The 24,913-nt window shown below is 61.7% G+C and carries 24 protein-coding genes; 10 read left to right on the top strand and 14 right to left on the bottom strand.

Annotated features, from left to right (window positions below):
- From ACQRBV_RS13110 to ffh, 6 genes are all read right to left on the bottom strand, one after another.
- On the bottom strand, positions 1-414 hold the full coding sequence (locus ACQRBV_RS13110; protein ID WP_003193963.1) for an acyl-CoA thioesterase: 414 nt from the start codon (positions 412-414) through the stop codon (positions 1-3).
- 81 nt (positions 415-495) lie between these two features.
- Positions 496-846, bottom strand: coding sequence for a 50S ribosomal protein L19 (rplS, locus tag ACQRBV_RS13105; RefSeq protein ID WP_003175895.1), 351 nt, complete (start codon positions 844-846; stop codon positions 496-498).
- Between the two features lie 45 nt (positions 847-891).
- On the bottom strand, positions 892-1,665 hold the full coding sequence (gene trmD, locus ACQRBV_RS13100; RefSeq protein WP_174554031.1) for a tRNA (guanosine(37)-N1)-methyltransferase TrmD: 774 nt from the start codon (positions 1,663-1,665) through the stop codon (positions 892-894).
- Entirely contained in the window at positions 1,647-2,183 is a 537-nt protein-coding gene (gene rimM, locus ACQRBV_RS13095; protein WP_060754274.1) for a ribosome maturation factor RimM, read from the bottom strand. Before rimM ends, trmD begins: the two co-directional genes overlap by 19 nt.
- Positions 2,184-2,188: 5 nt before the next feature.
- Complete coding sequence (rpsP, locus tag ACQRBV_RS13090; protein WP_025854836.1) at positions 2,189-2,440, bottom strand: 30S ribosomal protein S16; 252 nt, start codon at positions 2,438-2,440, stop codon at positions 2,189-2,191.
- Positions 2,441-2,690: 250 nt separating this feature from the next.
- Entirely contained in the window at positions 2,691-4,067 is a 1,377-nt protein-coding gene (gene ffh / locus ACQRBV_RS13085; protein WP_411984806.1) for a signal recognition particle protein, read from the bottom strand.
- 234 nt (positions 4,068-4,301) lie between these two features.
- On the opposite strand from ffh, the gene ACQRBV_RS13080 reads away from it, so the two are divergent.
- From ACQRBV_RS13080 to ACQRBV_RS13070, 3 genes are all read left to right on the top strand, one after another.
- Positions 4,302-5,114: a cytochrome C assembly family protein gene (locus ACQRBV_RS13080; protein ID WP_060754276.1), complete on the top strand. Its 813-nt coding sequence runs from the start codon at positions 4,302-4,304 to the stop codon at positions 5,112-5,114.
- 12 nt (positions 5,115-5,126) lie between these two features.
- Positions 5,127-6,365: a transporter associated domain-containing protein gene (locus ACQRBV_RS13075; protein ID WP_060754277.1), complete on the top strand. Its 1,239-nt coding sequence runs from the start codon at positions 5,127-5,129 to the stop codon at positions 6,363-6,365.
- A gap of 221 nt (positions 6,366-6,586) precedes the next feature.
- Positions 6,587-7,897, top strand: a complete 1,311-nt coding sequence (locus ACQRBV_RS13070) for an MFS transporter (RefSeq protein ID WP_060754278.1) — start codon at positions 6,587-6,589, stop codon at positions 7,895-7,897.
- Positions 7,898-8,014: 117 nt separating this feature from the next.
- On the opposite strand, the gene purT is transcribed toward ACQRBV_RS13070, so the two are convergent.
- From purT to ACQRBV_RS13045, 5 genes are all read right to left on the bottom strand, one after another.
- Positions 8,015-9,196 (bottom strand): formate-dependent phosphoribosylglycinamide formyltransferase, encoded by a 1,182-nt coding sequence (gene purT / locus ACQRBV_RS13065; RefSeq protein WP_019817237.1) that lies wholly within the window; start codon positions 9,194-9,196, stop codon positions 8,015-8,017.
- A gap of 70 nt (positions 9,197-9,266) precedes the next feature.
- A complete protein-coding gene (locus ACQRBV_RS13060) occupies positions 9,267-9,734 on the bottom strand; it encodes a VUT family protein (RefSeq protein WP_090368762.1) in 468 nt (155 codons plus the stop codon).
- Positions 9,735-9,891: 157 nt separating this feature from the next.
- A complete protein-coding gene (locus tag ACQRBV_RS13055) occupies positions 9,892-10,110 on the bottom strand; it encodes a DUF1289 domain-containing protein (RefSeq protein WP_411984807.1) in 219 nt (72 codons plus the stop codon).
- Positions 10,107-10,631, bottom strand: a complete 525-nt coding sequence (locus ACQRBV_RS13050) for a gamma carbonic anhydrase family protein (protein ID WP_104994727.1) — start codon at positions 10,629-10,631, stop codon at positions 10,107-10,109. The genes ACQRBV_RS13055 and ACQRBV_RS13050 overlap by 4 nt, the downstream gene beginning before the upstream one ends.
- A gap of 36 nt (positions 10,632-10,667) precedes the next feature.
- Positions 10,668-11,270, bottom strand: coding sequence for a CoA pyrophosphatase (locus tag ACQRBV_RS13045; protein ID WP_060754282.1), 603 nt, complete (start codon positions 11,268-11,270; stop codon positions 10,668-10,670).
- A gap of 146 nt (positions 11,271-11,416) precedes the next feature.
- On the opposite strand from ACQRBV_RS13045, the gene ACQRBV_RS13040 reads away from it, so the two are divergent.
- The 7 genes from ACQRBV_RS13040 to nagE all read left to right on the top strand — a co-directional run bounded on the left by ACQRBV_RS13040 (position 11,417) and on the right by nagE (position 19,930).
- Complete coding sequence (locus ACQRBV_RS13040) at positions 11,417-11,965, top strand: NUDIX hydrolase (RefSeq protein ID WP_060754283.1); 549 nt, start codon at positions 11,417-11,419, stop codon at positions 11,963-11,965.
- A 38-nt stretch (positions 11,966-12,003) separates the two neighbouring features.
- Entirely contained in the window at positions 12,004-12,507 is a 504-nt protein-coding gene (locus ACQRBV_RS13035; RefSeq protein ID WP_060754284.1) for a L,D-transpeptidase family protein, read from the top strand.
- 263 nt (positions 12,508-12,770) lie between these two features.
- Positions 12,771-13,529, top strand: a complete 759-nt coding sequence (locus ACQRBV_RS13030) for a GntR family transcriptional regulator (protein WP_060754285.1) — start codon at positions 12,771-12,773, stop codon at positions 13,527-13,529.
- A gap of 10 nt (positions 13,530-13,539) precedes the next feature.
- Positions 13,540-14,646 (top strand): N-acetylglucosamine-6-phosphate deacetylase, encoded by a 1,107-nt coding sequence (gene nagA, locus ACQRBV_RS13025; RefSeq protein ID WP_060754286.1) that lies wholly within the window; start codon positions 13,540-13,542, stop codon positions 14,644-14,646.
- Complete coding sequence (locus ACQRBV_RS13020; protein ID WP_104994728.1) at positions 14,627-15,649, top strand: SIS domain-containing protein; 1,023 nt, start codon at positions 14,627-14,629, stop codon at positions 15,647-15,649. Before nagA ends, ACQRBV_RS13020 begins: the two co-directional genes overlap by 20 nt.
- A gap of 36 nt (positions 15,650-15,685) precedes the next feature.
- A complete protein-coding gene (gene ptsP, locus ACQRBV_RS13015; protein WP_104994729.1) occupies positions 15,686-18,196 on the top strand; it encodes a phosphoenolpyruvate--protein phosphotransferase in 2,511 nt (836 codons plus the stop codon).
- 27 nt (positions 18,197-18,223) lie between these two features.
- Positions 18,224-19,930: an N-acetylglucosamine-specific PTS transporter subunit IIBC gene (gene nagE, locus ACQRBV_RS13010; protein WP_411984808.1), complete on the top strand. Its 1,707-nt coding sequence runs from the start codon at positions 18,224-18,226 to the stop codon at positions 19,928-19,930.
- Positions 19,931-19,990: 60 nt separating this feature from the next.
- Here nagE and ACQRBV_RS13005 read toward each other — a convergent pair whose 3' ends face one another.
- From ACQRBV_RS13005 to purL, 3 genes are all read right to left on the bottom strand, one after another.
- Positions 19,991-20,275 (bottom strand): hypothetical protein, encoded by a 285-nt coding sequence (locus tag ACQRBV_RS13005; protein ID WP_060754290.1) that lies wholly within the window; start codon positions 20,273-20,275, stop codon positions 19,991-19,993.
- A gap of 223 nt (positions 20,276-20,498) precedes the next feature.
- Complete coding sequence (locus ACQRBV_RS13000; protein WP_060754291.1) at positions 20,499-20,810, bottom strand: hypothetical protein; 312 nt, start codon at positions 20,808-20,810, stop codon at positions 20,499-20,501.
- Between the two features lie 4 nt (positions 20,811-20,814).
- Complete coding sequence (gene purL / locus ACQRBV_RS12995; RefSeq protein ID WP_060754292.1) at positions 20,815-24,711, bottom strand: phosphoribosylformylglycinamidine synthase; 3,897 nt, start codon at positions 24,709-24,711, stop codon at positions 20,815-20,817.
- Between the last annotated feature and the right edge of the window lie 202 nt (positions 24,712-24,913).

Genomic DNA, 24,913 nt, shown 5'->3' with positions numbered 1-24,913 from the left:
TCAGTCAACAAACCCAGGCAACACCGGCACCGGGCGTTTGTCGGCATCGATCGCTACAAAGCTGAATACGCCCTGGATCGCCTTCTCGCGGCCATCGGCGCTCATGCTCTCGACGAAGACTTCCACTTCGACCTTGAGACTGGTATTGCCCACTTTGATCACGCGGCCGATCAACTCGACGATGGAGCCGGCCGGTATCGCATGGTTGAAGTCAATCCGATCAGTGGAAACCGTCACCAACGGCAGGCGGCAAAAACGCGTGGCGGTGATGAACGACACTTCGTCCATCCAGGCCAAGGCAGTGCCGCCGAACAAGGTGTTGTGGTGATTGGTGGTCGGCGGGAACACCGCCTTGGTGACGTGAGTGACGGACAGGTCGGTGCGGCGCTGGATTTCTTCGAGGCGGGTGGTCATGGACAATACCGGCAAATAGACAAATTTCAGGCACAAAAAAGCAGCCCGTAGGCTGCTTTTTTCTGCATCGGGAAGCTGGACTTAAGCCAGTTTTTCCTTGATGCGAGCTGCTTTACCGGACAGGTCACGCAGGTAGTACAGCTTGGCTTTACGTACGTCACCGCGACGCTTGACGGCCATGCTGTCGATTTGCGGGCTGTAGGTCTGGAAAGTACGCTCTACGCCAACACCGTTGGAGATTTTACGAACAGTGAAAGCACTGTTCACACCACGGTTACGCTTGGCGATTACCACGCCTTCGAACGCTTGCAGACGCGAACGGTCGCCTTCCTTCACTTTCACCTGAACGACAATGGTGTCGCCCGGGGCAAAGGTAGGGATCTCTTTGGTCATCTGCTCTGCTTCGAGTGCAAGGATGATTTTGTTAGTCATGCTGTGCTCCTAAGGTAAGTCAATGGACCTACCATCGATACGTTGTTAACTATCGTCCCGCGCGAGGATGTATTCCTCGAGCAGCTTCTTCTCTTCTCCAGAAAGCGAGCGGCTTTCCAGAAGATCGGCGCGTCGTTCATAGGTCCGACCAAGGGACTGCTGTAAACGCCAACGCCGGATGTGTGCGTGATTGCCACTTAGCAATACGTCGGGAACACGCTGATCCGCATACACCTCCGGTCGGGTGTAGTGCGGGCAATCCAGCAAACCATCCGTGAAGGAATCTTCCTCCGCAGAGTCCACATGCCCTAAAGCTCCAGGCAGCAGTCGTGTAACCGCATCTATCAGGACCATCGCCGGCAGCTCGCCACCAGACAGGACATAGTCCCCAATCGACCACTCTTCATCGACATGAGCTTCAATAAAACGCTCGTCAATGCCTTCATAGCGACCGGCAATCAGGATCAATGCTTCCTCATTCGCCAGTTCGCGTACCGCAGCCTGTTTCAGCTGACGGCCTTGAGGGGACAGGTAAATTACCTTCGCCTTCTCCCCGGCTGCAGCCTTGGCCTGAACCAACGCGTCTTCCAGGGGCTTGATCTTCATCACCATGCCCGGGCCACCGCCAAATGGGCGATCGTCCACAGTGTGATGTCGATCCGTCGTGTAGTCTCGCGGGTTCCAACAGGTAAGCTGCAACAGCCCCTGTTTCACCGCCCGACTGGTGATGCCGTACTCGCTGATGGCAGAAAACATCTCGGGAAACAAACTGATCACTTCAATGCGCAAATTAGCCACGCTTAGAAGTCCGCGTCCCATTCCACCTTCATCTCGCCTGCGACCAGATCGACGGCCAACACGCATTGCTCCGTATAGGGCAACAGACGTTCGCGATCATCCAGGCTGCCAGCGCAAGGCTTGACCACCATTACATCATTGGCGCCGGTTTCCAGAAGATGATCGATTTTCCCGAGCAGTTGCCCAAGTTGATCAATAACCTTCAGACCTTCCAGCTGGTACCAGTAGTACTCGCCGTCGGTCAATTCAGGGAACAGGTTGCGCGGCACGCAGATCTCATAACCGGCCAGAAGACGAGCTTCTTCACGATCATCAAGACCCTTGAGCTTTGCGACCAGGAACTTATCGCTCCCGCGTCCACTGACCAGCTCGACCTGTTTCACACTCCCTTCGCGCTTGAGCGTCCAGGTTTTGTACTGCAACAGGTTTTCAGTCGGATCAGTAAAGGAATACACCTTCACTTCGCCGCGAACGCCATGAACAGAATAAATCTTGCCGATAACGATCAAATCATCAGCAACAGCTGGCGTCGCGCTCATATTGCTCAGGCCGCGGCCTTAGCCGAGTCCTTCAACAGCTGAGCAACACGCTCAGATGGTTGTGCACCAACGCTCAGCCAGTAGGCTACGCGCTCTTGGTTCACGGACAGACGAACTTCTTGACCACGAGCGATCGGGTTGAAGAAGCCAACTTGTTCCTTGTGAGAGCCGTCACGTGGGTTGCGGCTGTCAGTTACGGTCAAGTGGTAAAACGGGCGCTTTTTGGAGCCGCCAAGGGCAAGACGGATTGTTAGCATGTGAACATCGTTCCTGTAGTCGGTGCTGCAAATCTAAATGCACAGCGGGCATAGGTGCCCGAAAGGCCGCATATTCTAAGGAATATCCGGACTTTTGCAAATGTCTTTTTCTGGCGCCTATCGGCGTGCCATTCAGATCTGCTATAGAGCCGTCGGTTAAAACGGCGAGTCAGCCCCCGCCGATGGCGGGTTTGCTGGAGATCCCACGTCCCTGTGGGTCGGAGCAGGAGCACGCTCCCGCTCGAAACTTTTACATTTTTGGCATGCCGCCGCCGGGCAACATACCGCCCATGCCGCGCATCATCTTGGCCATGCCGCCTTTGGCGGAGAACTTCTTCATCATCTTCTGCATCTGCTTGTGCTGCTTGATCAAGCGACCGATGTCCTGCACCTGGGTGCCGGAACCCATGGCGATCCGGCGCTTGCGCGAACCGCTGATCAGCTCAGGGTCGCGGCGCTCGGCCGGGGTCATGGAGTTGATGATGGCTTCCATCTGCTTGAACTGCTTCTCTGCCGCACCCTGGGCATTGCCCATCTGCGCCAGGTTCACACCGCCGATGTTCGGCAGCTTGTCCATCAGGCCGCCAAGGCCGCCCATGTTCTTCATCTGTTGCAGCTGGTCGCGGAAGTCTTCGAGATCGAAGCCCTTGCCCTTCTTCAGCTTCTTGGCCAGCTTGTCGGCCTTGTCCTTGTCGAGGGTGGCTTCGGCCTGTTCGATCAGGCTGAGTACGTCGCCCATGCCGAGGATGCGCGAAGCAATACGCTCAGGGTGGAACGGCTCGAGCGCTTCGCTCTTTTCGCCCATACCGATGAACTTGATCGGCTTGCCGGTAATGGCACGCACCGACAACGCGGCACCGCCACGGGCATCACCATCGACCTTGGTCAGGATCACACCGGTCAACGCCAGCGCGTCACCGAAAGCCTTGGCCGTGTTGGCCGCATCCTGGCCGGTCATGGCGTCGACCACGAACAGGGTCTCGACCGGGTTGATCGCGGCATGCAGCGCCTTGATCTCGCCCATCATCTCTTCGTCGACGTGCAGGCGACCGGCGGTATCGACGATGACCACGTCGATGAATTTGAGTTTTGCTTCTTTAATAGCAGCGTTAGCAATGTCGACCGGCTTCTGGCTCAGGTCGGACGGGAAGAAGGTCACGCCCACTTCGCCCGCCAGCATTTCCAACTGCTTGATTGCCGCCGGACGGTATACGTCGGCCGACACCACCATGACCGACTTCTTCTTGCGCTCTTTAAGGAAGCGCGCCAGCTTGCCGGCGGTGGTGGTCTTGCCCGCACCTTGCAGACCGGCCATCAGCACAACGGCCGGAGGCACGGCGCTGAGGTTCAGATCTTCGTTGGCCGCGCCCATCAGGCTTTCGAGTTCAGCCTGGACGATCTTCACAAAAGCCTGGCCCGGCGTCAGGCTGCGCGACACTTCGGTGCCGACCGCGCGCTCCTTGACCGAGTTGACGAAGTCCTTGACCACAGGCAAGGCCACGTCGGCTTCCAGCAACGCCATGCGTACTTCACGCAAGGTGTCTTTAATATTGTCCTCGGTCAGCTTGGCCTTGCCGGTAACGTGGCGCAGCGTCTGCGAGAGACGGTCAGTCAAGTTTTCAAACATGCGCGATCCTTTCAGGCCCTATTCATCGAAGTGCAATGGTAGACCGAGGTAATGGCAGCCCAGGCTGTGATAAATCGCTATTAAAAACAGCGCTCGGCGAGCCTGCGGCGTGGGCAGATCGCGGATTATAGCGAAGACTGCGCCCATGCACACCCGCTGTCTGGCCCGGGAGTCTTTCGTGGAACGCGGGGGTATGCCAAACTCAACGCCTTTCGGGCTTGTCTATCAGGATTTATGCTCCCTTTGTCACCCAGCTTGCTACCCAGCCTCGCCGCCGCCATCTTGTACGCCGCTGCGACCCTCTATCAGGGCACTCGTCTGGCCCAAGGCACTAAAGCGGACAAACGTCTGCTCGTGGGCCTTGGCGTCCTGGCCCTGCTGGCCCATGCCACGAGCCTGTTCATCCACCTGATGACACCGGTCGGGCTGGGCCTGGACTTTTTCAGCGCCGCCAGCCTGATCGCCGCCGCCGTCATCGCGCTGACCCTGCTGGCGTGCTACCGCATTCCCGTCGAGAACCTGCTGGTCCTGCTATTCCCGCTGGGAACATTGACGGTACTGCTGGCGCACTTCACGCCGACCGGCACCGTGCAGGTCATTGATGAAGGGCCCGGCATCCTGACTCACATCCTGTTGTCGGTCCTGGCCTACGGCATGTTCACCATTGCGGTGTTCCAGGCTCTGCTCCTGCTGTTGCAGGACCACCAGCTGAAAAACAAACATCCGTCCGGGCTGATCAAGAACTTCCCACCGCTGCAAACCATGGAAAGCCTGTTGTTCGGCTTCCTGTGGGCCGGCTGGACGCTGCTGTCGCTGTCACTGATCTCCGGCTGGCTGTTCGTCGAAAACCTGTTCGCCCAGCACCTGGTGCACAAAACCCTGCTGGCGTGCCTGGCCTGGGTGGTGTTCAGCGTGCTGCTGTGGGGGCGCAACCGCCTTGGCTGGCGCGGGCACAAGGCGATCCGCTGGACCCTGGCCGGGTTCTGCCTGCTGATGCTGGCCTATTTCGGCAGCAAGCTGGTTCGCGAATACATCCTGCATATCTGACGGGCAGCAAAAATGGACAACTTGCCCCTGGGGCCGATGCTCGCGGTAATCGCCCTGCTGATTTTATGGGCGGCGCTGTTTACCGCCATCGAAGCCGCACAACAGCACCTGCTGGCCCTGCGCCCCGGTACACGCCAGGGCGACAAGGCCGCCGCCCGCCTGAGCTTCCCGCGTAACAGCCTGATCCTGTGCAACAGCCTGTGCCGCGCTGGCGTGGTGATTCTCTGCACCTTGCTGGCCATCTACGCCTGGGCGCAGAACGGCCCCTGGCTCGGCTGGCTGATTGCCTGCGCGCTGTTGCTGATACTCGCCGACTACCTGCCCCGCGCCCTGGCCACCCGCCAGCCACAGGCCGTATTGGGGTTTGGCAATGCGCTGCTGGGCATCCCCCTGAAAATCCTCTACCCCCTGGCCTGGCTGCTCAATGGCATCAGCCTGTTGCTGCTGCGCCCGTTCGCGCGTAAATCCGGCGTGGTAAAAAACAGCGACCAGCCGTTGCCCGAGCATGACGATGAGCCGCAACCAGACTCGGACGAAGGCCGAACGCCTGGCTTGCCGGGTATCCACGCGCTGGACAACATCACGGTCAACGACATCCTGGTGCCTCGCAGCGAGGTGGACGGGATCAACCTGGACGACTCGACCGAAGAGATCATTGAACAACTGCGCACCTCCCAGCACACCCGCCTGCCGGTGTTCCACAGCGACATCAACCAGGTCGAAGCCGTGCTCAACACGCGGCAGATCCAGCACTTGTTGCCCGATGCCAGCCTGACCAAGGAAGCGTTGCTCGCCGCCTGCCATGAGCCTTACTTCGTACCGGAAAGCACGCCCCTGCAGCTGCAACTGCTGAACTTCCACAAACAGCAACGCCGCCTGGGCATGGTGGTGGACGAATACGGCGAAGTGCTGGGCATCGTCACCCTGGAAGATATCCTCGAAGAAATCGTCGGCGAATTCGAAAGCGAGCAAAGTTCGGACAACCCGCATATCGAAGCCCAGACAGACGGCCGCTACATCATCGACGGCGCCGCCTCGATCCGCGAGCTGAACAAGAGCCTGGGCTGGCACCTGCCCAGCGACGGCCCCAAGACCCTCAACGGTCTGGTGACCGAAGCGCTGGAGACCATTCCCGACTGCGCGGTGTGCCTGAAAATCGGCCGTTATCGCCTGGAAATCCTCGAGACCGAGGACAACCGCGTCAGCAAAGTGCTGATCTGGCACACCAGCCGGGTGCCGGTCGCCGCCTGACCCTCTTGTTGGAACTGCAACCCCCTTCCTATAATCGGGCGGCTTATCCAAGCCCCGCCCGACCGCGTGCTACCCGCACTGAGCGCGTCCAGGCACCGCACCATCCTGTCTGACCGGTGTTTGCTCCCATCCCGAGCCACTCCGCGCACTGCCCTGAACCCTGGGTGTTCGACCAATAAAAATCCGCGTCCAAACGCGCAATGACTGTCAGGGATACTGCCATGAGCACCACCTACAACGAGGCCGCGAGCGCCGCCCCGAGCAACTCGACCGCACGGGTCGCCACGGCGAGCATCGTCGGCACGGCCATCGAATTCTACGATTTCTACATCTATGCCACCGCTGCGGCGCTGGTGATCGGCCCGGTGTTCTTCCCGCAGACCTCCGGTACCGCCCAGATGCTGGCGTCGTTCCTGACCTTCGGTATCGCTTTTATCGCCCGCCCGCTGGGTTCGGCGCTGTTTGGCCACTTTGGCGACCGCATCGGCCGCAAATCCACGCTGGTCGCGTCCTTGTTGCTGATGGGGGTGTGTACCACGCTGATTGGTTTGCTGCCCGGCTATGACAGCATCGGGGCCTGGGCGCCGATCCTGTTGTGCGTGCTGCGTTTCGGCCAGGGCCTTGGCCTTGGCGGGGAATGGGGTGGCGCAGCGTTGCTGGCCACCGAGAACGCGCCGAAAGGCAAACGCGCCTGGTTCGGCATGTTTCCGCAACTGGGGCCTTCGATTGGGTTCCTGGCCGCCAACGGCTTATTCCTGATTTTGGCCATGAGCCTGAGCGACGAGCAATTTCGCAGTTGGGGCTGGCGCATCCCGTTCATCCTCAGCGCCGCGTTGGTAATGGTCGGCCTGTATGCACGCTTGAAGCTGCACGAAACCCCGGTGTTCGCCAACGCCGTGGCCAAAGAGGCCCCGGTGAAAGTGCCGTTGGTGGAGTTGTTCAGCCAGCATTGGGCGCCAGTACTGCTGGGGGCCGCATCGATGGTGGTGTGTTATGCCCTGTTCTATATCACCACCGCATTTTCCCTGAGCTATGGCGTGTCGACACTGGGCTACAGCCGCGAGACATTCCTCGCCCTGTTGTGCTTTGCCGTGCTGTTCATGGGGTTGGCGACGCCACTGGCGGCCCTGGCCAGTGACCGCTATGGGCGCAAGCCGGTACTGATTGCCGGGGCGATCCTGGCGATTTTGTCGGGTTTCACCATGGAGCCGCTGCTGACCCATGGCTCAACCTGGGCCGTGGCGCTGTTCCTGGCGCTGGAGCTGTTCCTGATGGGCGTGACCTTCGCCCCCATGGGCGCACTGTTGCCGGAATTGTTCCCGACCCGCGTGCGTTATACCGGCGCTTCGGCGGCGTATAACCTGGGTGGGATTGTCGGCGCGTCGGCCGCCCCCTTCTTCGCGACCAAGCTGGTGGCGATGGGCGGGCTGAGTTATGTCGGCGGGTATGTCTCGGCGGCGGCGCTGCTCAGCTTGATTGCGGTGCTGTGCCTGAAAGAGACGCGGGATAATGATTTGAACAAGGTCGCCTGATGATCGTTCCCACGCTCCGCGTGGGAATGCAGACCGGGACGCTCTGCGTCCCAAAGCGTGACGCAGAGCGTCACAAGAGGCATTCCCACGCAGAGCGTGGGAACGATCTGTACGCGATTACAGCTCTACAACCACAGCCTGGGAAGCACGGGTCGCCTTGGCCCGAGCGGCTTCAATCGACTCATCCCGCGCCAACGCCACACCCATGCGGCGCTGACCATTCACTTCTGGCTTGCCGAACAGTCGCAACGCCGTGTCCGGCTCGCTCAGTGCGGCGCCCAGGTTGGCGAATGCGGTCTGGGTCGACTGCCCTTCCACCAGGATGACCGCCGAAGCCGAAGGCCCGAACTGACGGATCAACGGGATCGGCAGGCCCAGAATGGCGCGCGCGTGCAGGGCGAACTGCGACAGGTCCTGGGAGATCAGGGTCACCAGGCCAGTGTCATGGGGGCGTGGCGACACTTCGCTGAACCACACCTGATCACCCTTGATGAACAACTCCACGCCAAACAGGCCACGCCCACCCAGCGCCTCGGTGACCGCCTTGGCGACACGCTCGGACTCCGCCAGGGCAATCGGGCTCATCGCTTGCGGCTGCCAGGATTCCTGGTAATCGCCCTTCTCCTGGCGATGGCCAACCGGCGCGCAGAAGGTCGTGCCGCCGATGTGGCGCACGGTCAGCAAGGTGATTTCGTAGTCGAAGTCGATAAAACCCTCGATGATCACGCGGCCTTTGCCGGCGCGCCCGCCCTCTTGCGCGTAGTCCCAGGCTTTCTGCACGTCGTCAGTGCTGCGCAGCAGGCTCTGGCCCTTGCCCGACGAACTCATTACCGGCTTGACCACGCAGGGGAAGCCCAGGTCCTGGACGGCCTTGCTGTAGTCTTCGAAGGTATCGGCGAAGTGGTACGGCGAGGTCGGCAGGTCCAGCTCCTCGGCGGCCAGGCGACGGATGCCTTCGCGGTTCATGGTCAGCGAGGTGGCACGCGCGGTCGGGATCACGGTGAAGCCTTCGGCCTCCAGTTCCACCAGGGTGGCGGTGGCGATGGCTTCGATTTCCGGCACGATGAAGTGCGGTTTCTCGGCCTCGATCACTGCGCGCAGGGCCGCGCCGTCGAGCATGTTGATCACATGGCTGCGATGGGCGACCTGCATGGCCGGCGCGTTGGCGTAGCGATCCACGGCAATCACTTCAACGCCCAGGCGTTGCAGCTCGATCACCACTTCCTTGCCCAGCTCACCGCAGCCACACAGCAAAACGCGGGTCGCGGTTGGCGACAATGGAGTTCCGATTCGGGTCATCTCAGGTCCTCAGGGGAGCGGATCATGGGGGAGAAAGGCCGGCATTTTACATGAACTGTAAAAATTGGCCTCAGTTGGCGACGGCACGCTTGCGCAGGCGCCACGCCATGACCAGCCACACCACCGTGACCCCGGCAAATTTCGACACCAATGCCGTCCCCACCACCGCCGGTGTGAGCGCACCAATCAGGCCGAAGAAAATAAAGGTATCGAGCGGAATGCTCAGCGCCGAACTTATCCACAGGCGATCGTGGAGGGGGCGCTTGGTGATGGTGAACACCAGCCAGTCAATACACTCGGACACCGCGAACGCCGTGGCACTGGCCAGGGCAATCGCCGGGTCGGACGTCACATATGACAGCACCAGCGCCGCCAGCATGGCGACGATCGCGCCATGACCAAAGCGCGTCTGCACCATGTCGCGCAGGATAAACACCAGGCCACCCCAGGCGGACCAGATGACATCCAGGTGCGGGGCGGTGGAAAAGGCGAAATTGATCAGCACGACGCTGCTGATGTAGGCGATCAGGAAAAGCATGGGAAGGGACCTGTGGGTAATGCCACACAGGGTACACAAATAAAGACATATCGTCTGGGAGTGCCTCTTCGCGAGCAAGCCCGCTCCCACAGTTGACTGTGTTCATCCTGTAGGAACGCGGTCAAAATGTGGGAGCGGGCTTGCTCGCGAAAGCGATCTACCAGGCGCCGGATTTGCCGGGCATCATCCACACCAACCCACTCGCTTTCGCCCGCTCATGGCACAGCCCGAGTACCACCCGCCGCTCGGCATTGTCCATGCGGCTCCAGCGGGTGATTTCATCCACGGTGCGCTGGCAGCCGGTGCAAATATCATCATCATCCAGTGCACAAATGCTCACGCACGGTGAGGCGACGGGGCGTTCAACGGGGTTCATTCTGCCTGCTCGACCAGGTCACGCGCATAGCGTTGCGCGTTATGCACATAGTGTGCGGCACTGGCTTCGAGCATGCGTTTCTGCGCCTCGGTCAGCTCACGCACCACCTTGCCCGGCGAGCCCATCACCAGCGAGCCGTCGGGAATCTCCTTGCCTTCGCCAATCAGCGAGTTGGCCCCGATGATGCAATGCTTGCCGATCCTGGCGCCATTGAGGATCACCGCGTTAATGCCGATCAGGCTGTAGTCGTCGACGGTGCAGCCATGCAGCATGGCGTTGTGGCCGATGGTCACGCCGGTGCCCAGGGTCAGCGGGTAGCCCATGTCGGTGTGCATCACACTGCCGTCCTGCACATTGCTGTTCTTGCCGATCAGGATCAGTTCGTTGTCGCCACGCAATACCGCGTTGAACCACACGTTCGCGCCCTCCTCCAGCTTGACCTTGCCCACCAGCGTGGCATTGGGCGCCACCCAGCTGTGGGGATGGGTCTCGACGCGGGCTTCGCCCAGGCGGTATTTCATGGTGTGTCCTCACGGCGTTGCCACTCAAGCGGTGGCTCAGGTGTTGATGAAACTCTTGGGGGGTTGGTGCAGGCTGATCTGGGCGTCGTCGTACAGCAGGTTGATCAGTTCGACAATCATGATCGCCGTCAGGCCCCAGATCTTGTATTCGCCAAACCGATAACTGGGCACGTACCAACTGCGTCCCTGGTAATCGATTCGGTGGGTATGTTCGCGCGGGTCCTGGCGGAAAAACTCCAGGGGCACGCTGAAGACTGCGGCGATCTCGGCATCGTTGGCCAGGTATTCGACGTAATCCGGGATCACCCCGACGTAGGGCGTGACCCGAATGCCATGCAGGGAAATCAATGGACTCAACGGCCCGATCACCTCCACCAGACCAGGTGGCAGGCCGATTTCTTCTTCGGCTTCGCGCAACGCGGTAAAGATCAGGTCGGGGTCTTCCGGATCGCGGCGCCCACCGGGAAAAGCCACTTCACCGCCGTGGGTCGACAGGCCGCTGGCGCGCAAGGTCAGGATCAGCTCCGGTTCGTCACTGCGGGTAATCGGCACCAGCACGGCGGCCTCGGGGAAACGCCCGTCAGTCTCAAGCGTGTGGGGAGTGTGATTGCTTACCCGGCGAAGTAGCTCGTCCAGCATGAGTCATCTCGGTCTGTTGGCTACCTTGCATCATGCACCAAAGCGGGCAGGCACCCAACCCCAAAACCCGGTGCATGTCGCGAAACGACAACTTGCAGGGCCCTGCCCGCCAAGCCAAGATAGGCCCACTCTCCAGGAACCCCAGCATGAACTTCTGCAGCCAGTGCGGTAAACCGGTCACCCAGCGCATTCCCGAAGGCGACAGCCGCCTGCGCTATGTATGCGACCACTGCTCGACCATTCACTACCAGAACCCCAATATCGTCGCCGGCACGGTGCCGGTGTGGGGCGACAAAGTGCTGCTGTGCCGCCGCGCCATCGAGCCGCGCCTGGGCTACTGGACGCTGCCCGCAGGCTTCATGGAGAACGGCGAGACCGTGGAGCAGGCGGCCATGCGTGAAACCCTCGAGGAAGCCTGCGCCCGCGTACGCAACCTGTGCATCTATACCCTGATCGATGTGCCGCACATCAGCCAGGTGCATATCTTCTACCGCGCCGAACTGCTCGACCTGGATTTTGCCGCAGGCCCCGAAAGCCTTGAAGTGAAGCTGTTCGATGAAGCCGAGATCCCTTGGTCAGAGCTGGCTTTCCGCACGGTCGGGCGTACCTTAGAATGCTTCTTCGCTGACCGCCGCCAACACGTATTCCCGGTGCGCAGCGAGTCGGTGCCGCCCATGAAGCCACCGGCCAAATAACACTCAAGGCGGCATCGTCCACAATGGAAACCGTTTCAATGCGTTGGTTGCTCGCTGTTATCTGCCTGTCATTCGCTACGTTGTCTTCGGCCTCCACGGTGGAAATCATCGGCGGCAAGCCGGTCGAAAAAATCCTGGTGCTCAAGTCTGCCCGTCAGTTGCAGTTGATCAACGACGGCAAGCCTCTCAAGACCTACCGCATTTCCCTGGGCCGCAACCCCAAGGGTGCCAAGCTGATCGAGGGCGACCGCCGCACGCCGGAGGGCCTCTACTGGATCGACTGGCGCAAGACCAGCGACAAGTTCAACCTGTCGATGCACATTTCCTACCCCAACATCAGCGACGCCGCCCGCGCCCGCCGTGAAGGGGTGAAACCGGGCAGCATGATCATGATCCATGGCACTCCCGACAGCGAGGACTACCCGGAGCAGTTGTTCCACACGCTGGACTGGACCGACGGTTGTATCGGCATGCGCAACGTGGACATGCGCGAAGTCTGGAACCTGGTCAAAGATGGCACCCTGATCGAGATTCGTCCGTAATCTCGCACCGTTTGTAAAATAATTCGAAAAAAATCCTGCCCCCCTACAGCGCCTGCCGGTGAATACCAGTTCACCGCGCCGCGCTGCGCCGTTCTGCACGCGGTAAAGACCTCTCTAATACCACTTCATACAAAGCCCCATTACATGGCCTTAAAACCGTGGTTTGCACTGTTTTTGGCGCATTGACATGGTATTTAAGTGGTATTAATTTCCGGCCAATACCGGGCGACAACACTCCAATAACCGCATCGGACACCTGAAAGATGAATGCCATCCAGACCCTGCGCCCCGACGACAAACAATCCACGCCGCTGTACCTGCAACTGGCGCGTAACCTGGAAGCGGCGATCCATGCCGGCCAGTGGAAATCCGAGCAGGCGTTGCCATCGGAACGCGTCCTCAGCGAGCAATTGGGCCTCTCACGGGTCACCGCCCGCAAAGCGCTGGAGGTGCTGCTGGCCCAGGGCCTGATCCGCCGTAGCCAGGGCTCCGGCACCTTTATTACCCCGCGCCTGGAACAGCCGCTGTCACGCCTATCGGGCTTCAGCGAAATGTTAAGGCTCAAGGGCTTTGTGCCCAGCTCCCAATGGCTGGAACGCGAAATCACCCCGCCGACCCACGAAGAGCTGATCCGCCTGGGCCTGTCGCCCACCGACAAAGTGGCGCGCCTCAAGCGTTTGCGCAAAGCCGATGACACCGTAATGGCAATTGAAATGACCGCGATGCCAGCCTCGGTGCTGCCGCAACCGCAGGCCATCGGCAATTCGCTGTACGAATACCTCGAAGGCATCGGCAAACCCATCGTGCGTGCTCTGCAACATATCCAGGCGATCAACGCATCGGACGAGTTCGCCAGGCTGGTGGGCATTGCCCCCGGCACCGCCATGCTGCTGATGACTCGGGTCGGCTACACCGCCGATAACACGCCGATTGAAATCACCGACACCTACTGCCGCAACGACTACTACGACTTCGTAGCCGAGCTGCGCAGGTATGACTTCGCCGCCGAGTTGCGGCCTTAGAGAACTGCCCATGTCCGAAGACAATATCCTCACGCCCGGCGGCTGGATTCGCGGCCGCCTGGTGCACGCACACGGCAAGGTGATCGCCGTCGAAGGCACGCCGTGCGACCCGGCGCAAAACGATTTGCCGTACCTGCTACCAGGTTTTATCGACCTGCACGTACACGGCGGTGGCGGCGCTGACATCATGGAAGGCAGCGACGCCTTCGAGACCATCACCCGCACCCACGTGCGATTTGGGACGACATCGCTGCTGGCCACCACCATGACTGCGCCGGTAGACGAAATCTCTCGCGTGCTGGGCCAGCTCGGCACGTTCTGTGAGCAGCGCCCGACAGGCGCCGCCCGAGTGCTTGGCGTACACCTGGAAGGCCCCTACATCAATCCAGGAAAACTCGGCGCCCAACCCAATTTCGCCCACACCGCGCTGATGGCCGAAGTGGAAGCCTACCTGCGCCTGGCGCCGATCCGCGTGATCACCATCGCCCCGGAAATCGCCGGGCATGACGCGCTGATCCGCGCACTCAGCGAGCGCGGCGTACGCATGCAGATCGGCCACACCCTGGGCAGCTACGAAGAAGGCGTCGCCGCCCTCGCCGCCGGGGCCACCAGCTTCACCCATTTGTACAACGCCATGAGCCCGCTGCATCACCGCGAGCCGGGCATCGTCGGTGCGGCGCTGGCCCACGCCAAGTACGCCGAATTGATCCCGGACCTGCTGCATGTCCACCCCGGCGCCATGCACGTGGCGCTGCGTGCGATCCCATGCCTGTACTGCGTCACCGACTCCACCGCCGCCGCCGGCATGCCCGACGGCGAATACAAGCTGGGCAGCCACACCGTGACCAAATGCCTGGGCGGTGTGCGCCTGCCCGACGGAACCCTCGCCGGCAGCACCCTGACCATGGATCAGGCACTGCGCAACCTGGTGAAAATCGGCCTGCCGATCAGCGAAGCCTCACAACGCCTGTCGCAGTTTCCCGCGGACTACCTGGGCCTGGAAGAACGCGGTCGCCTGCAACCCGGCAGTTTTGCCGACTGCGTGCGCCTGGACCGCTCCCTGCATCTGACCGACGTAATGGTCGAAGGAGAAACCATTGACTTCAAAAATGCTTGAAGAGGCCCTGGCCTCATGTGACGCCGTCGCGGCGCAACTGCAGCGCCTGGATCCGCTGCTGGAAGAAATCGCCGGCCGCCTGCGCCGCCAGCCGCCGCAAGTGGCGATGACTATCGCCCGCGGCAGCTCGGACCACGCCGCCAGTTACTTTGCCTACCTGGCCATGCAGCACGTGGGTATCCCGGTGGCGTCGTTGCCGATGTCGGTGGTGACCTTGTTGCAGGCGCCATTGAAGGTCAGCGGCCAGGTGGCGTTCGGTTTTTCCCAGTCGGGGCAAAGCCCGGACCTGGTCAACAGCCTGCGCCTGTTGCGCAAACGCGGCGCCCTGAGCATCTCGCTGGTCAACGCCGAGGGCTCGCCACTGGAGGCCGCCTGCGAATTCCACGTGCCGCTGTGCGCGGGGCCGGAACAAAGCGTTGCCGCGACTAAAAGCTTTATCGCCACCTTGAGCGCCAGCGCGCTGCTGATCGGCCACTGGAACCAGGAAGAGGCTTTGCTGCAAGCCTGCCGCGCCTTGCCGGACGAGCTGCGTACCGCCGCCCAGCAGGATTGGAGCCTGGCGATAGACGCCCTGCGCGACTGCCGGCAACTGATGGTGATCGGCCGTGGTGCCGGGTTTGCCATCGCCCAGGAAGCCGCGCTCAAGCTCAAGGAAACCTCGGCGATCCAGGCCGAAGCCTTCAGCAGCGCCGAAGTGCGCCACGGGCCGATGGCGTTGATCGACAAGAACTACCCCTTGCTGGTGTTTGCCCCCCGCGGCGCCGAACAGGCCGGCCTGCTGAGCCTGGCCGCCGATATGCGCCAGCGCGGCGCCCGCGTGTTGCTGGCCGCGCCGGATGATATCGGCGAACGCGACCTGACCCTGAGTCGCGCCGAACACCCGAGCCTGGACCCGATCCTGGCGATCCAGAGCTTTTACGTGATGGCCGCCGGCCTGGCGGTGGCGCGGGGCATGGACCCGGACCAACCGCGTCACCTGAGCAAAGTTACCCGCACCCACTGAGTGGTGTGCACCGTTTTCCTGATGAGTACCGTGTCCATGTCCAACAACAATAATGCATTGACCCTCAGCGCCCCCTTAAGCGGACCGGTGCTGAGCCTGGGCAACGTTCCCGACGAAGTGTTCGCCAGCCACGCCATGGGCGATGGGATTGCCATCGACCCGCTGAATGATCGCCTGCACGCGCCGTGTGACGGGGTGATCATCCACGTGGCCCGCACCGGGCATGCACTGACGATCCGTGCCGAGAACGGCGCCGAAATCTTGATGCATGTGGGCATCGACACGGTAGAACTCAATGGCGAAGGCTTTGCGCTGTTGGTTGAAAACGGCGCACGGGTGAAACTGGGCCAGGCGCTGGTGCAGTTTGATCTGGACCGCATCGCGCGCCAGTGCAAAAGCCTGGTCAGCCTGATCATTCTGACCAATGGCGAGCGTTTTGAACTACGCGCGCTCGCAGGGCAAACCGTTGAGGTCGGCCAGCCGTTGCTGCAGATCACCGCGCGCTCGACGTCAGCGCTTGAAACGGCTGTGGATAACTGCGCCTTGGAGGCCAGCGCCAGCGTACGCATTACCCACCGTGGCGGTTTGCATGCCCGCCCTGCTGCGTTGATCCGCAAGACCGCGCAGGGCTTCAGCAGCACCGCCCATCTGCGCTTCGGCGAGAAATACGCCGCGTGTGACAGCCTGATCGGCTTGTTGGGGCTGGGCATCGGCGAAGGCGATGAGGTGCAGGTGACCTGTCGTGGCAAGGACGCCGAGGCGGCTGTGCAAGCGTTGGTCGCCGCCCTGTCCGCCAGCATTAAAGAGGAGCACCACGCGCCAGCCGTCGCCGCGCCGCGTCGGGCCAACACCGAAGCCGGCGTACTGCAAGGCGTATGCGCCGCGCCGGGGCTGGTCTGCGGGCCGTTGTTCCGCCTGGCCGGCATCGAACTGCCGCACGATACCGGCAATCACATCGCCAGTGAACAACTGCGCCGGCTGGACACTGCGCTGGAGCAGGTACGCGGTGAAATCCGCAGTACGCTGGACCACGCCCGCCAGCGCAAGAGCATCGAAGAAGAAGACATCTTCGCCGCCCACCTCGCCCTGCTCGAAGACCCGGCCCTGCTGGAAGCCGCCACTGCCGCCATCGAACAGGGCAGCGCCGCCACCCACGCCTGGCGCGACGCAATCCAGGCGCAATGTGCCGTACTGCTGGCCCTGGGCAAGCCGCTGTTTGCCGAGCGCGCCAACGACCTGCGCGATTTGCAGCAACGTGTGCTGCGTGCGCTGCTGGGCGAAGCCTGGCATTTCGAACTGCCCGCCGGCGCGATTGTCAGCGCCCATGAGCTGACGCCATCCGACCTGCTGCAACTGACTGCGCAGAACGCCGCCGGCATTTGCATGGCTGAAGGCGGCGCCACCTCCCACGTCGCCATTCTGGCCCGTGGCAAGGGGCTGCCGTGTGTGGTCGCGCTGGGCAGTGAAGTCCTCGACGTGCCGCAAGGCCAACGCGTCGTGCTCGACGCCGCCAACGGCCGCCTGGAACTGGCGCCCAGCGAAGCGCGCCACGCCGAAGTGCACCAGATTCGCGACGCACAAAAACGCCGCCGCCAGCAACAACAGGCACAGGCCCGGGAACCGGCATGCACCACCGATGGCGTACGCATTGAAATTGCCGCCAATGTCGCCTCCAGCGCCGAGGCCCAGGTGGCGTTTGAAAACGGCGCCGACGGCGTCGGCCTGCTGCGCACCGAGTTCCTCTTCGTTGACCGCCGCACCGCGCCGGATGAGCAGGAACAACGCCAAGCCTATCAAGCCGTGCTCGACGCGATGGGCGATAAGTCCGTGATTATCCGCACCATCGATGTGGGCGGCGACAAGCAGCTCGACTATTTACCGCTGCCTGTGGAAGCCAACCCGGTGCTGGGCCTGCGCGGCATCCGCATGGCGCAGGCGCGCCCCGAATTGCTCGACCAGCAATTGCGCGCCTTGCTGCAAGTCAACCCGTTGGGACGCTGCCGCATCCTGTTGCCGATGGTCAGCGAAGTCGACGAACTGCTGCAGATTCGCCAGCGCCTCGATGAGTTATGCACAACGTTGGAACTGACCACGCGCCCGGAACTGGGGGTGATGATCGAAGTGCCGGCCGCTGCGCTGATGGCCGAACAACTGGCCGAGCACGCGGACTTCCTGTCCATCGGCACCAACGACCTGTCCCAATACACCCTGGCCATGGACCGCGACCACGCCGGCCTCGCCGCCCGGGTCGACGCCTTGCACCCGGCCCTGCTGCGATTGATCGCCCAGACCTGTGCCGGCGCGGCCCGGCATGGGCGTTGGGTGGGTGTGTGTGGCGCCCTCGCTTCCGACCCGCTGGCCACGCCGGTATTGGTCGGCCTGGGGGTCAGCGAGCTGTCGGTGAGCCCGCTGCAGATCGGCGAAATCAAGGACCGCGTCCGGCACCTGGACGCAGCGCAATGCCGGCAACTGAGCCAGGGCCTGCTCGACCTGAGCAGCGCCAGGGCGGTTCGCCAAGCCTGTCAACACCACTGGCCGCTGAGCTGACAACAACAAGAAAAAAGGAGACACGCCATGTACCAACACTTTATCGAAGGCCTGCAACGCCTGGGCCGTGCCCTGATGCTGCCGATTGCGATCTTGCCGATCGCCGGCCTCTTGCTGCGCCTGGGCGACACCGATCTTTTGAATATCGCGGTGATGCACGACGCCGGTCAGGCGATCTTCGCCAACCTGGCGCTGATCTTCGCCATCGGCATTGCGGTAGGCTTTGCCCGTGACAACAACGGCACCGCGGGCCTGGCCGGCGCGATTGGTTACCTTGTGATGATCTCCACCCTCAAGGTGATGGACACCAGCATCAACATGGGCATGCTCGCCGGGATCGCCAGCGGCTTGATGGCCGGCGGGCTGTACAACCGCTTCAAGGACATCAAGCTGCCGGAGTACCTCGCGTTCTTCGGTGGACGACGGTTCGTACCGATTGTGACCGGGTTCAGTGCGGTCGGGCTGGGCGTGATCTTTGGCTTGATCTGGCCGCCCATCCAGCATGGCATCAACAGTTTTGGCGTGCTGCTGATGGAAAGTGGCAGCCTCGGCGCGTTTGTGTTCGGCGTGTTCAACCGCCTGCTGATCGTCACCGGCCTGCACCACATCCTCAACAATATGGCGTGGTTTGTGTTCGGCAGCTTTACCGACCCGGCCACCGGTGCGGTCGTGACCGGCGACCTTACCCGCTATTTCGCCGGCGACCCCAAAGGTGGCCAGTTCATGACCGGCATGTTCCCGGTGATGCTGTTCGGCCTGCCTGCCGCCTGCCTGGCGATGTACCGCAATGCACTGCCGGAACGCCGTAAAGTCATGGGCGGGATTTTCCTGTCGATGGCACTGACCTCGTTCTTGACCGGGGTGACCGAGCCGATTGAATTCGCGTTCATGTTCCTGGCGCCGTTCCTGTACCTGATCCATGCGCTGCTGACCGGCCTGTCGATGGCGGTCACCAATCTGCTGAATATCCACCTCGGGTTTACCTTCTCCGGTGGGTTTATCGATATGGTGCTGGGCTGGGGCAAGTCCACCAACGGCTGGCTGGTGTTCCCGGTGGGCCTGGCCTACGCGCTGATCTATTACAGCGTGTTCAATTACTGCATTCGTCGGTTCAACCTGAAGACGCCAGGGCGTGAAGATATCCAGGTGGTGCAGGCCGAGGTCATGAGCGACAACCAACGCGCTACGGCTTACATCCAGGCCCTGGGCGGCGCAGAGAACCTGCTGAGCGTCGGCGCCTGCACCACGCGCCTGCGGTTGGACATGGTGGATCGCAACAAGGCGGTGGATGCGCAACTCAAAGCGCTGGGCGCCATGGCTGTCGTGCGGCCGGGCAACGGTGGGAGTTTGCAGGTGGTGGTCGGGCCGATGGCCGACAGCATCGCCGATGAGATTCGCCTGGCCATGCCGTCGTTTGTGCCCAATACGCCGGTGAGCGTTGTGCCTGTGGATAAGCCGATGACGGTGAATGTGCAGGAAGCCGAGAAATGGTTGAATGCGCTGGGTGGTCGGGCCAATGTGCGGCAGTTGGAAACGGTGGCGATGACGCGGTTGCGGGTGGAGTTGGGGGATGATTCAGTGTTATCGGAAACGGACCTGACTGCGCTGGGTTGCCAAGGCGTGAGCCAACTCGATAGCGGTATCTGGCACTTGCTGATTGGTGACAAAGCTTCAGGATTGGGTGAGGCACTGGAACGCTTGGTCAGTGGCCGTGTAGTCAACGCAAGAGCTTAGCTTCTCAGGCGACAGCTGATCATTCCCACCCACACGGGTAGGAATGATCAGTGGTCGTGGCTACGTTACTGTCACCACCCATGGCGCCGAATGATGTGTATCACCTCGCGTCGAAGCCACGAAATTGTAAGTCATTGCCTTCAGGTTAGAGACTTCGAGAGAAAAATCACCATTCACAGGTTCCTTGGAAATCACTAGAACGGGCCCGCCAACGCCATCAGTGATCTTGATGTATTGATTGGCCACCGTTGACTCTCCGACAATTCTGAGCGTTCTAGCAGGCGTCGTGCCGGGGTTCGGGATGGCTGTTCCCCCATCGGCGACTCTGATGATAGAAACTGACATGTCACTTCTCCTTTCCATTAGATGAAAAGCTAGTAAACATGACTGGAACTCCTACCGTAACTGTCAAAGTTAACAGGTGCGCGAGGTATTCCGACAAGTGGAAAAAGGTGTGAACCGTCGATGTCAAAAGCCAGATTAAGCACCGGCGATGGGATTTCACCGTCAACAAAAAACCCGCTGACCAAACTGGCCCAGCGGGTTTCTTGTTTATGCAGCGTGCGAATCAAAAATCCGCTAACTGCCACACCTCATACGCCGGCGTTTCGTACGGATGGCTGAGTTTGAGCGCAGCCACGACAGCCACGATCAACTCATCCGCCACCACCAGCTCAACCTTCCACTCTTCAACCACTTCAACCTGGCCCACCTGCCCGATAAACGGCTGACTGCCGTCCAACGCGCGGAATTGGCCCTGGCCCGGCACTTGCCAGGCGCAGCTGTCGTAGTTGCCGATGCGCCCGCCACCTGCGGCGAAGACGGCGTTTTTTACCGTCTCCACGTGGCTGGCGGGCACAAAGAAGGCGAGCTTGTACACAGCCTTAGTTCACCCACACGCGGGCGTTGCGGAACATGCGCATCCAGGCGCCGTCTTCGTTCCACTCTTCCGGACGCCACGAGTTCTGCACGGCGCGGAACACACGCTCCGGGTGCGGCATCATGATGGTGACGCGACCGTCGCGGCTGGTGAGGCCGGTGATCCCGCGCGGTGAGCCGTTCGGGTTGGCCGGGTAGGCCTCGGTGACCTTGCCGTGGTTGTCGACGAAACGCATGGCCACGCAACCGGACAGGTCGGCTTCAAGCAAGGCTTCTTCGCTGGCGAACTCGGCATGGCCTTCACCGTGAGCGATGGCGATCGGCATACGCGAACCGGCCATGCCTTGCAGGAAGATCGAGTTGGATTCCTGCACCTGCACCATGGCGACACGGGCTTCGAACTGCTCGGAACGGTTGCGCACGAAGTGCGGCCAGAACTCGCTGCCCGGGATCAGCTCGTGCAGGTTGGACATCATCTGGCAACCGTTGCACACACCCAGGGTGAAGCTGTCGTTGCGTTCGAAGAAGCCCTGGAACGCATCGCGGGCACGGCTGTTGAACAAGGCCGACTTGGCCCAGCCTTCACCGGCACCCAGCACGTCGCCGTAAGAGAAACCGCCGCAGGCGACCAGGCCTTTGAACTCATTGAGGTCAACGCGACCGGCGAGGATGTCGCTCATGTGCACGTCGATCGCATTGAAGCCGGCACGGTCGAACGCAGCCGCCATTTCCACCTGGCCGTTGACGCCTTGCTCACGCAGTACGGCAACTTGTGGGCGGATGCCTTTCTTGATGTAAGGCGCGGCGATGTCCTGGTTGACGTCGAAGCTGAGCTTGGTGCTCAGGCCCGGGTTGTCTTCTTCCAGGATCACGTCGAATTCCTGCTGGGCGCAGTCGGCGTTATCACGCAGGCGTTGGATCTGGTAGCTGGTCTCGGCCCACTGGCGCTGCAGCAAGCGGCGCTGACCCGAGAACACCGTATCGCCATCGAAGGAGATATTGATTTCGCCGTTGTTGACCGGCTGGCCAATCACCGCCACGCAGTCGTCCAGGCCGGCGGCGCTGAACTGTGCGAGGACATCCGGGGTAGCGTCCTGGCGAACCTGGATCACCGCGCCCAATTCTTCGTTGAACAGGATGCCGTTGATTTCAGCCGCCGCCTCGGCAACGCTGTCGAGCACGATGTTCAGGCCGCAGTGGCCGGCGAAGGCCATCTCGACAACGCTGGTCAGCAGGCCACCGTCGGAACGGTCGTGGTAAGCCAGCAAGTGGCCGTCGGCGTTGAGGCCCTGGATCACGGCGAAGAAGGCTTTCAGGTCTTCGGCGTCATCGACGTCCGGGGCCTGCTTGCCGAGTTTGCCATGGGTTTGCGCCAGGATGGAGGCACCCATGCGGTTCTGGCCACGGCCCAGGTCGATCAGGATCAGATCGGTGGTGCCCTTGTCCATGCGCAGTTGCGGGGTCAGGGTCTGGCGGATGTCGGTCACGGGTGCGAAGCCGGTGACGATCAGCGACAACGGCGAGGTGACGCTCTTGTCCGTACCGTTCTCGTTCCAGCGGGTGGCCATGGACATGGAGTCCTTGCCCACCGGGATGGTGATGCCCAGCTCAGGGCACAGTTCCATGCCGACCGCTTTAACCGTGTCGTACAGACGTGCATCTTCACCCGGGTGACCGGCAGCGGACATCCAGTTGGCCGACAATTTGATGTCGGACAGCTTGCCGATGCGCGACGCGGCAAGGTTGGTCAGGGTTTCGCCAATGGCCATGCGCCCCGACGCCGGAGCGTCCAGCAGGGCCAGCGGGGTACGCTCGCCCATGGCCATGGCTTCACCGGTGTAGACGTCGAAGCTGGTGGCGGTGACGGCAACGTCGGCCACCGGAACTTGCCACGGGCCGACCATCTGGTCACGCGCAACCAGGCCGGTGATGGTGCGGTCGCCGATGGTGATCAGGAAGCTCTTGCTTGCCACGGACGGGTGGTGCAGCACGCGTTCGATGCTGTCGGCCAGGTCCAGGGGGCTTGGGTCGAAATCGTCGCCCAGCTCGGTTTCACGCACGGCCGAACGGTGCATGCGCGGGGCCTTGCCCAGCAGCACTTCCAGCGGCATGTCCACCGGGCTGTTGCCGAAGTGGCTATCAGTCACGGTCAACTGCGGTTCGGCAGTGGCTTCACCGACCACGGCAAACGGGCAACGCTCGCGTTCGCAGATGGCCTGGAAGCGCGCGAAGTCTTCGGCGCCAACGGCCAGCACGTAACGTTCCTGGGATTCGTTGCTCCAGATTTCGTGCGGGGCCATGCCCGGCTCGTCGTTTGGAATATTGCGCAATTCGAAACGGCCACCCCGGTCGCCGTCGTTGACCAGTTCCGGGAAGGCGTTGGACAGACCACCCGCGCCGACGTCGTGGATGAAGCTGATCGGGTTCTTGTCGCCCAACTGCCAGCAACGGTCGATGACTTCCTGGCAGCGGCGCTCCATCTCCGGGTTTTCGCGCTGTACGGAAGCGAAGTCCAGGTCCGCCGAGCTGGTGCCGGTGGCCATGGAGGAGGCGGCGCCGCCGCCCAGGCCGATCAGCATCGCCGGGCCACCGAGCACGATCAGCTTGGAGCCGACCAGGATCTCGCCTTTCTTGACGTGTTCTTCACGGATGTTGCCCATGCCGCCGGCCAACATGATCGGCTTGTGGTAACCGCGCACTTCATCGCCACGCGGGGTGGTGATGGATTGTTCGAAGGTACGGAAATAGCCGGTCAGCGCCGGACGCCCGAACTCGTTGTTGAACGCCGCGCCGCCCAGCGGGCCTTCGATCATGATGTCCAGTGCGTTGACGATGCGCTCAGGCTTGCCGTACGGCACTTCCCACGGCTGTTCGAAGCCCGGGATCTGCAGGTTCGACACGGTGAAACCGGTGAGGCCCGCCTTTGGCTTGGCGCCACGCCCGGTGGCGCCTTCGTCGCGGATCTCGCCGCCGGAACCGGTGGCTGCGCCCGGGAACGGGGCAATCGCGGTCGGGTGGTTGTGGGTTTCAACCTTCATCAGGATGTGCACCGGCTCCTGCACCGCGCCGTACTGGCGGGTTTCAGGGTCCGGGAAGAACCGGCCGGCGACGGAGCCGACGATCACCGAGGCGTTGTCCTTGTAAGCCGACAGAACGCCTTCGCTGTGCATCACGTAGGTGTTCTTGATCATGCCGAACAGGCTTTTTTCCTGGCTTTCGCCGTCGATGTCCCAACTGGCGTTGAAGATCTTGTGACGACAGTGCTCGGAGTTGGCCTGGGCGAACATCATCAGTTCGATGTCGTGCGGGTTGCGCTTCAAGCCGTTGAAGGCGTTGACCAGGTAGTCGATCTCGTCTTCGGCCAGGGCCAGGCCCAGTTCGGTGTTGGCCTTCTCGAGGGCGGCACGGCCACCGCCGAGCACGTCGATCGCGGTCAGCGGCTTGGGTTCGGCATGGCTGAACAGGCCGGCAGCCTGTTCCAGCTGGCTGACGATGATCTGGGTCATGCGGTCGTGCAGGCTGCTGGCGATCAGCTCGGCTTCGGCCTCGCTGAACTGGCCGGCGACGTAGAAAGCGATACCGCGCTCCAGGCGCTGGATGTTCGAAAGGCCGCAGTTGCGGGCGATATCGCTGGCCTTGCTCGACCAGGGCGAGATGGTGCCGAACCGTGGCAGAACCAGGAACAAGCGGCCGGTCGGCTCTTGAACGGGAACGCTGGGGCCGTACTTCAGAAGGCGTGCGAGCACTTGCTGTTCGTCGGCGGTCAAGACGCCGGTAACGTCGGCGAAGTGAGCAAATTCAGCATACAGGCCTGTAACAGCTGGAACCTTCTGGCTCAGTTGCTCAAGGAGTTTGCTGTGGCGAAAGGCAGAAAGGGCAGGAGCGCCGCGCAGGATCAACATCTTCGGGACAGCCTCGGGAAGGGGGTGTGCTTTGAGGCCGTGCATTCTAGCGTAAACCGCCGCCAACGGCACCCGAAACGCTACGGCCGGCCGCTGCCGAACGTCAGTTGGCAGGTAATGCACGCTCCCGGGGCGTTTTGCCGGGCCGCGCATGCAGTTATTTTAACCGTCATAAACCCTTGCCAACCCGCGTTTCTGCGGG

Origin of the sequence: Pseudomonas sp. R11F, from assembly GCF_050312575.1 — a bacterium.
Taxonomy (GTDB): domain Bacteria; phylum Pseudomonadota; class Gammaproteobacteria; order Pseudomonadales; family Pseudomonadaceae; genus Aquipseudomonas; species Aquipseudomonas palleroniana.
This window is presented reverse-complemented; position numbering and strand designations above follow the sequence as displayed.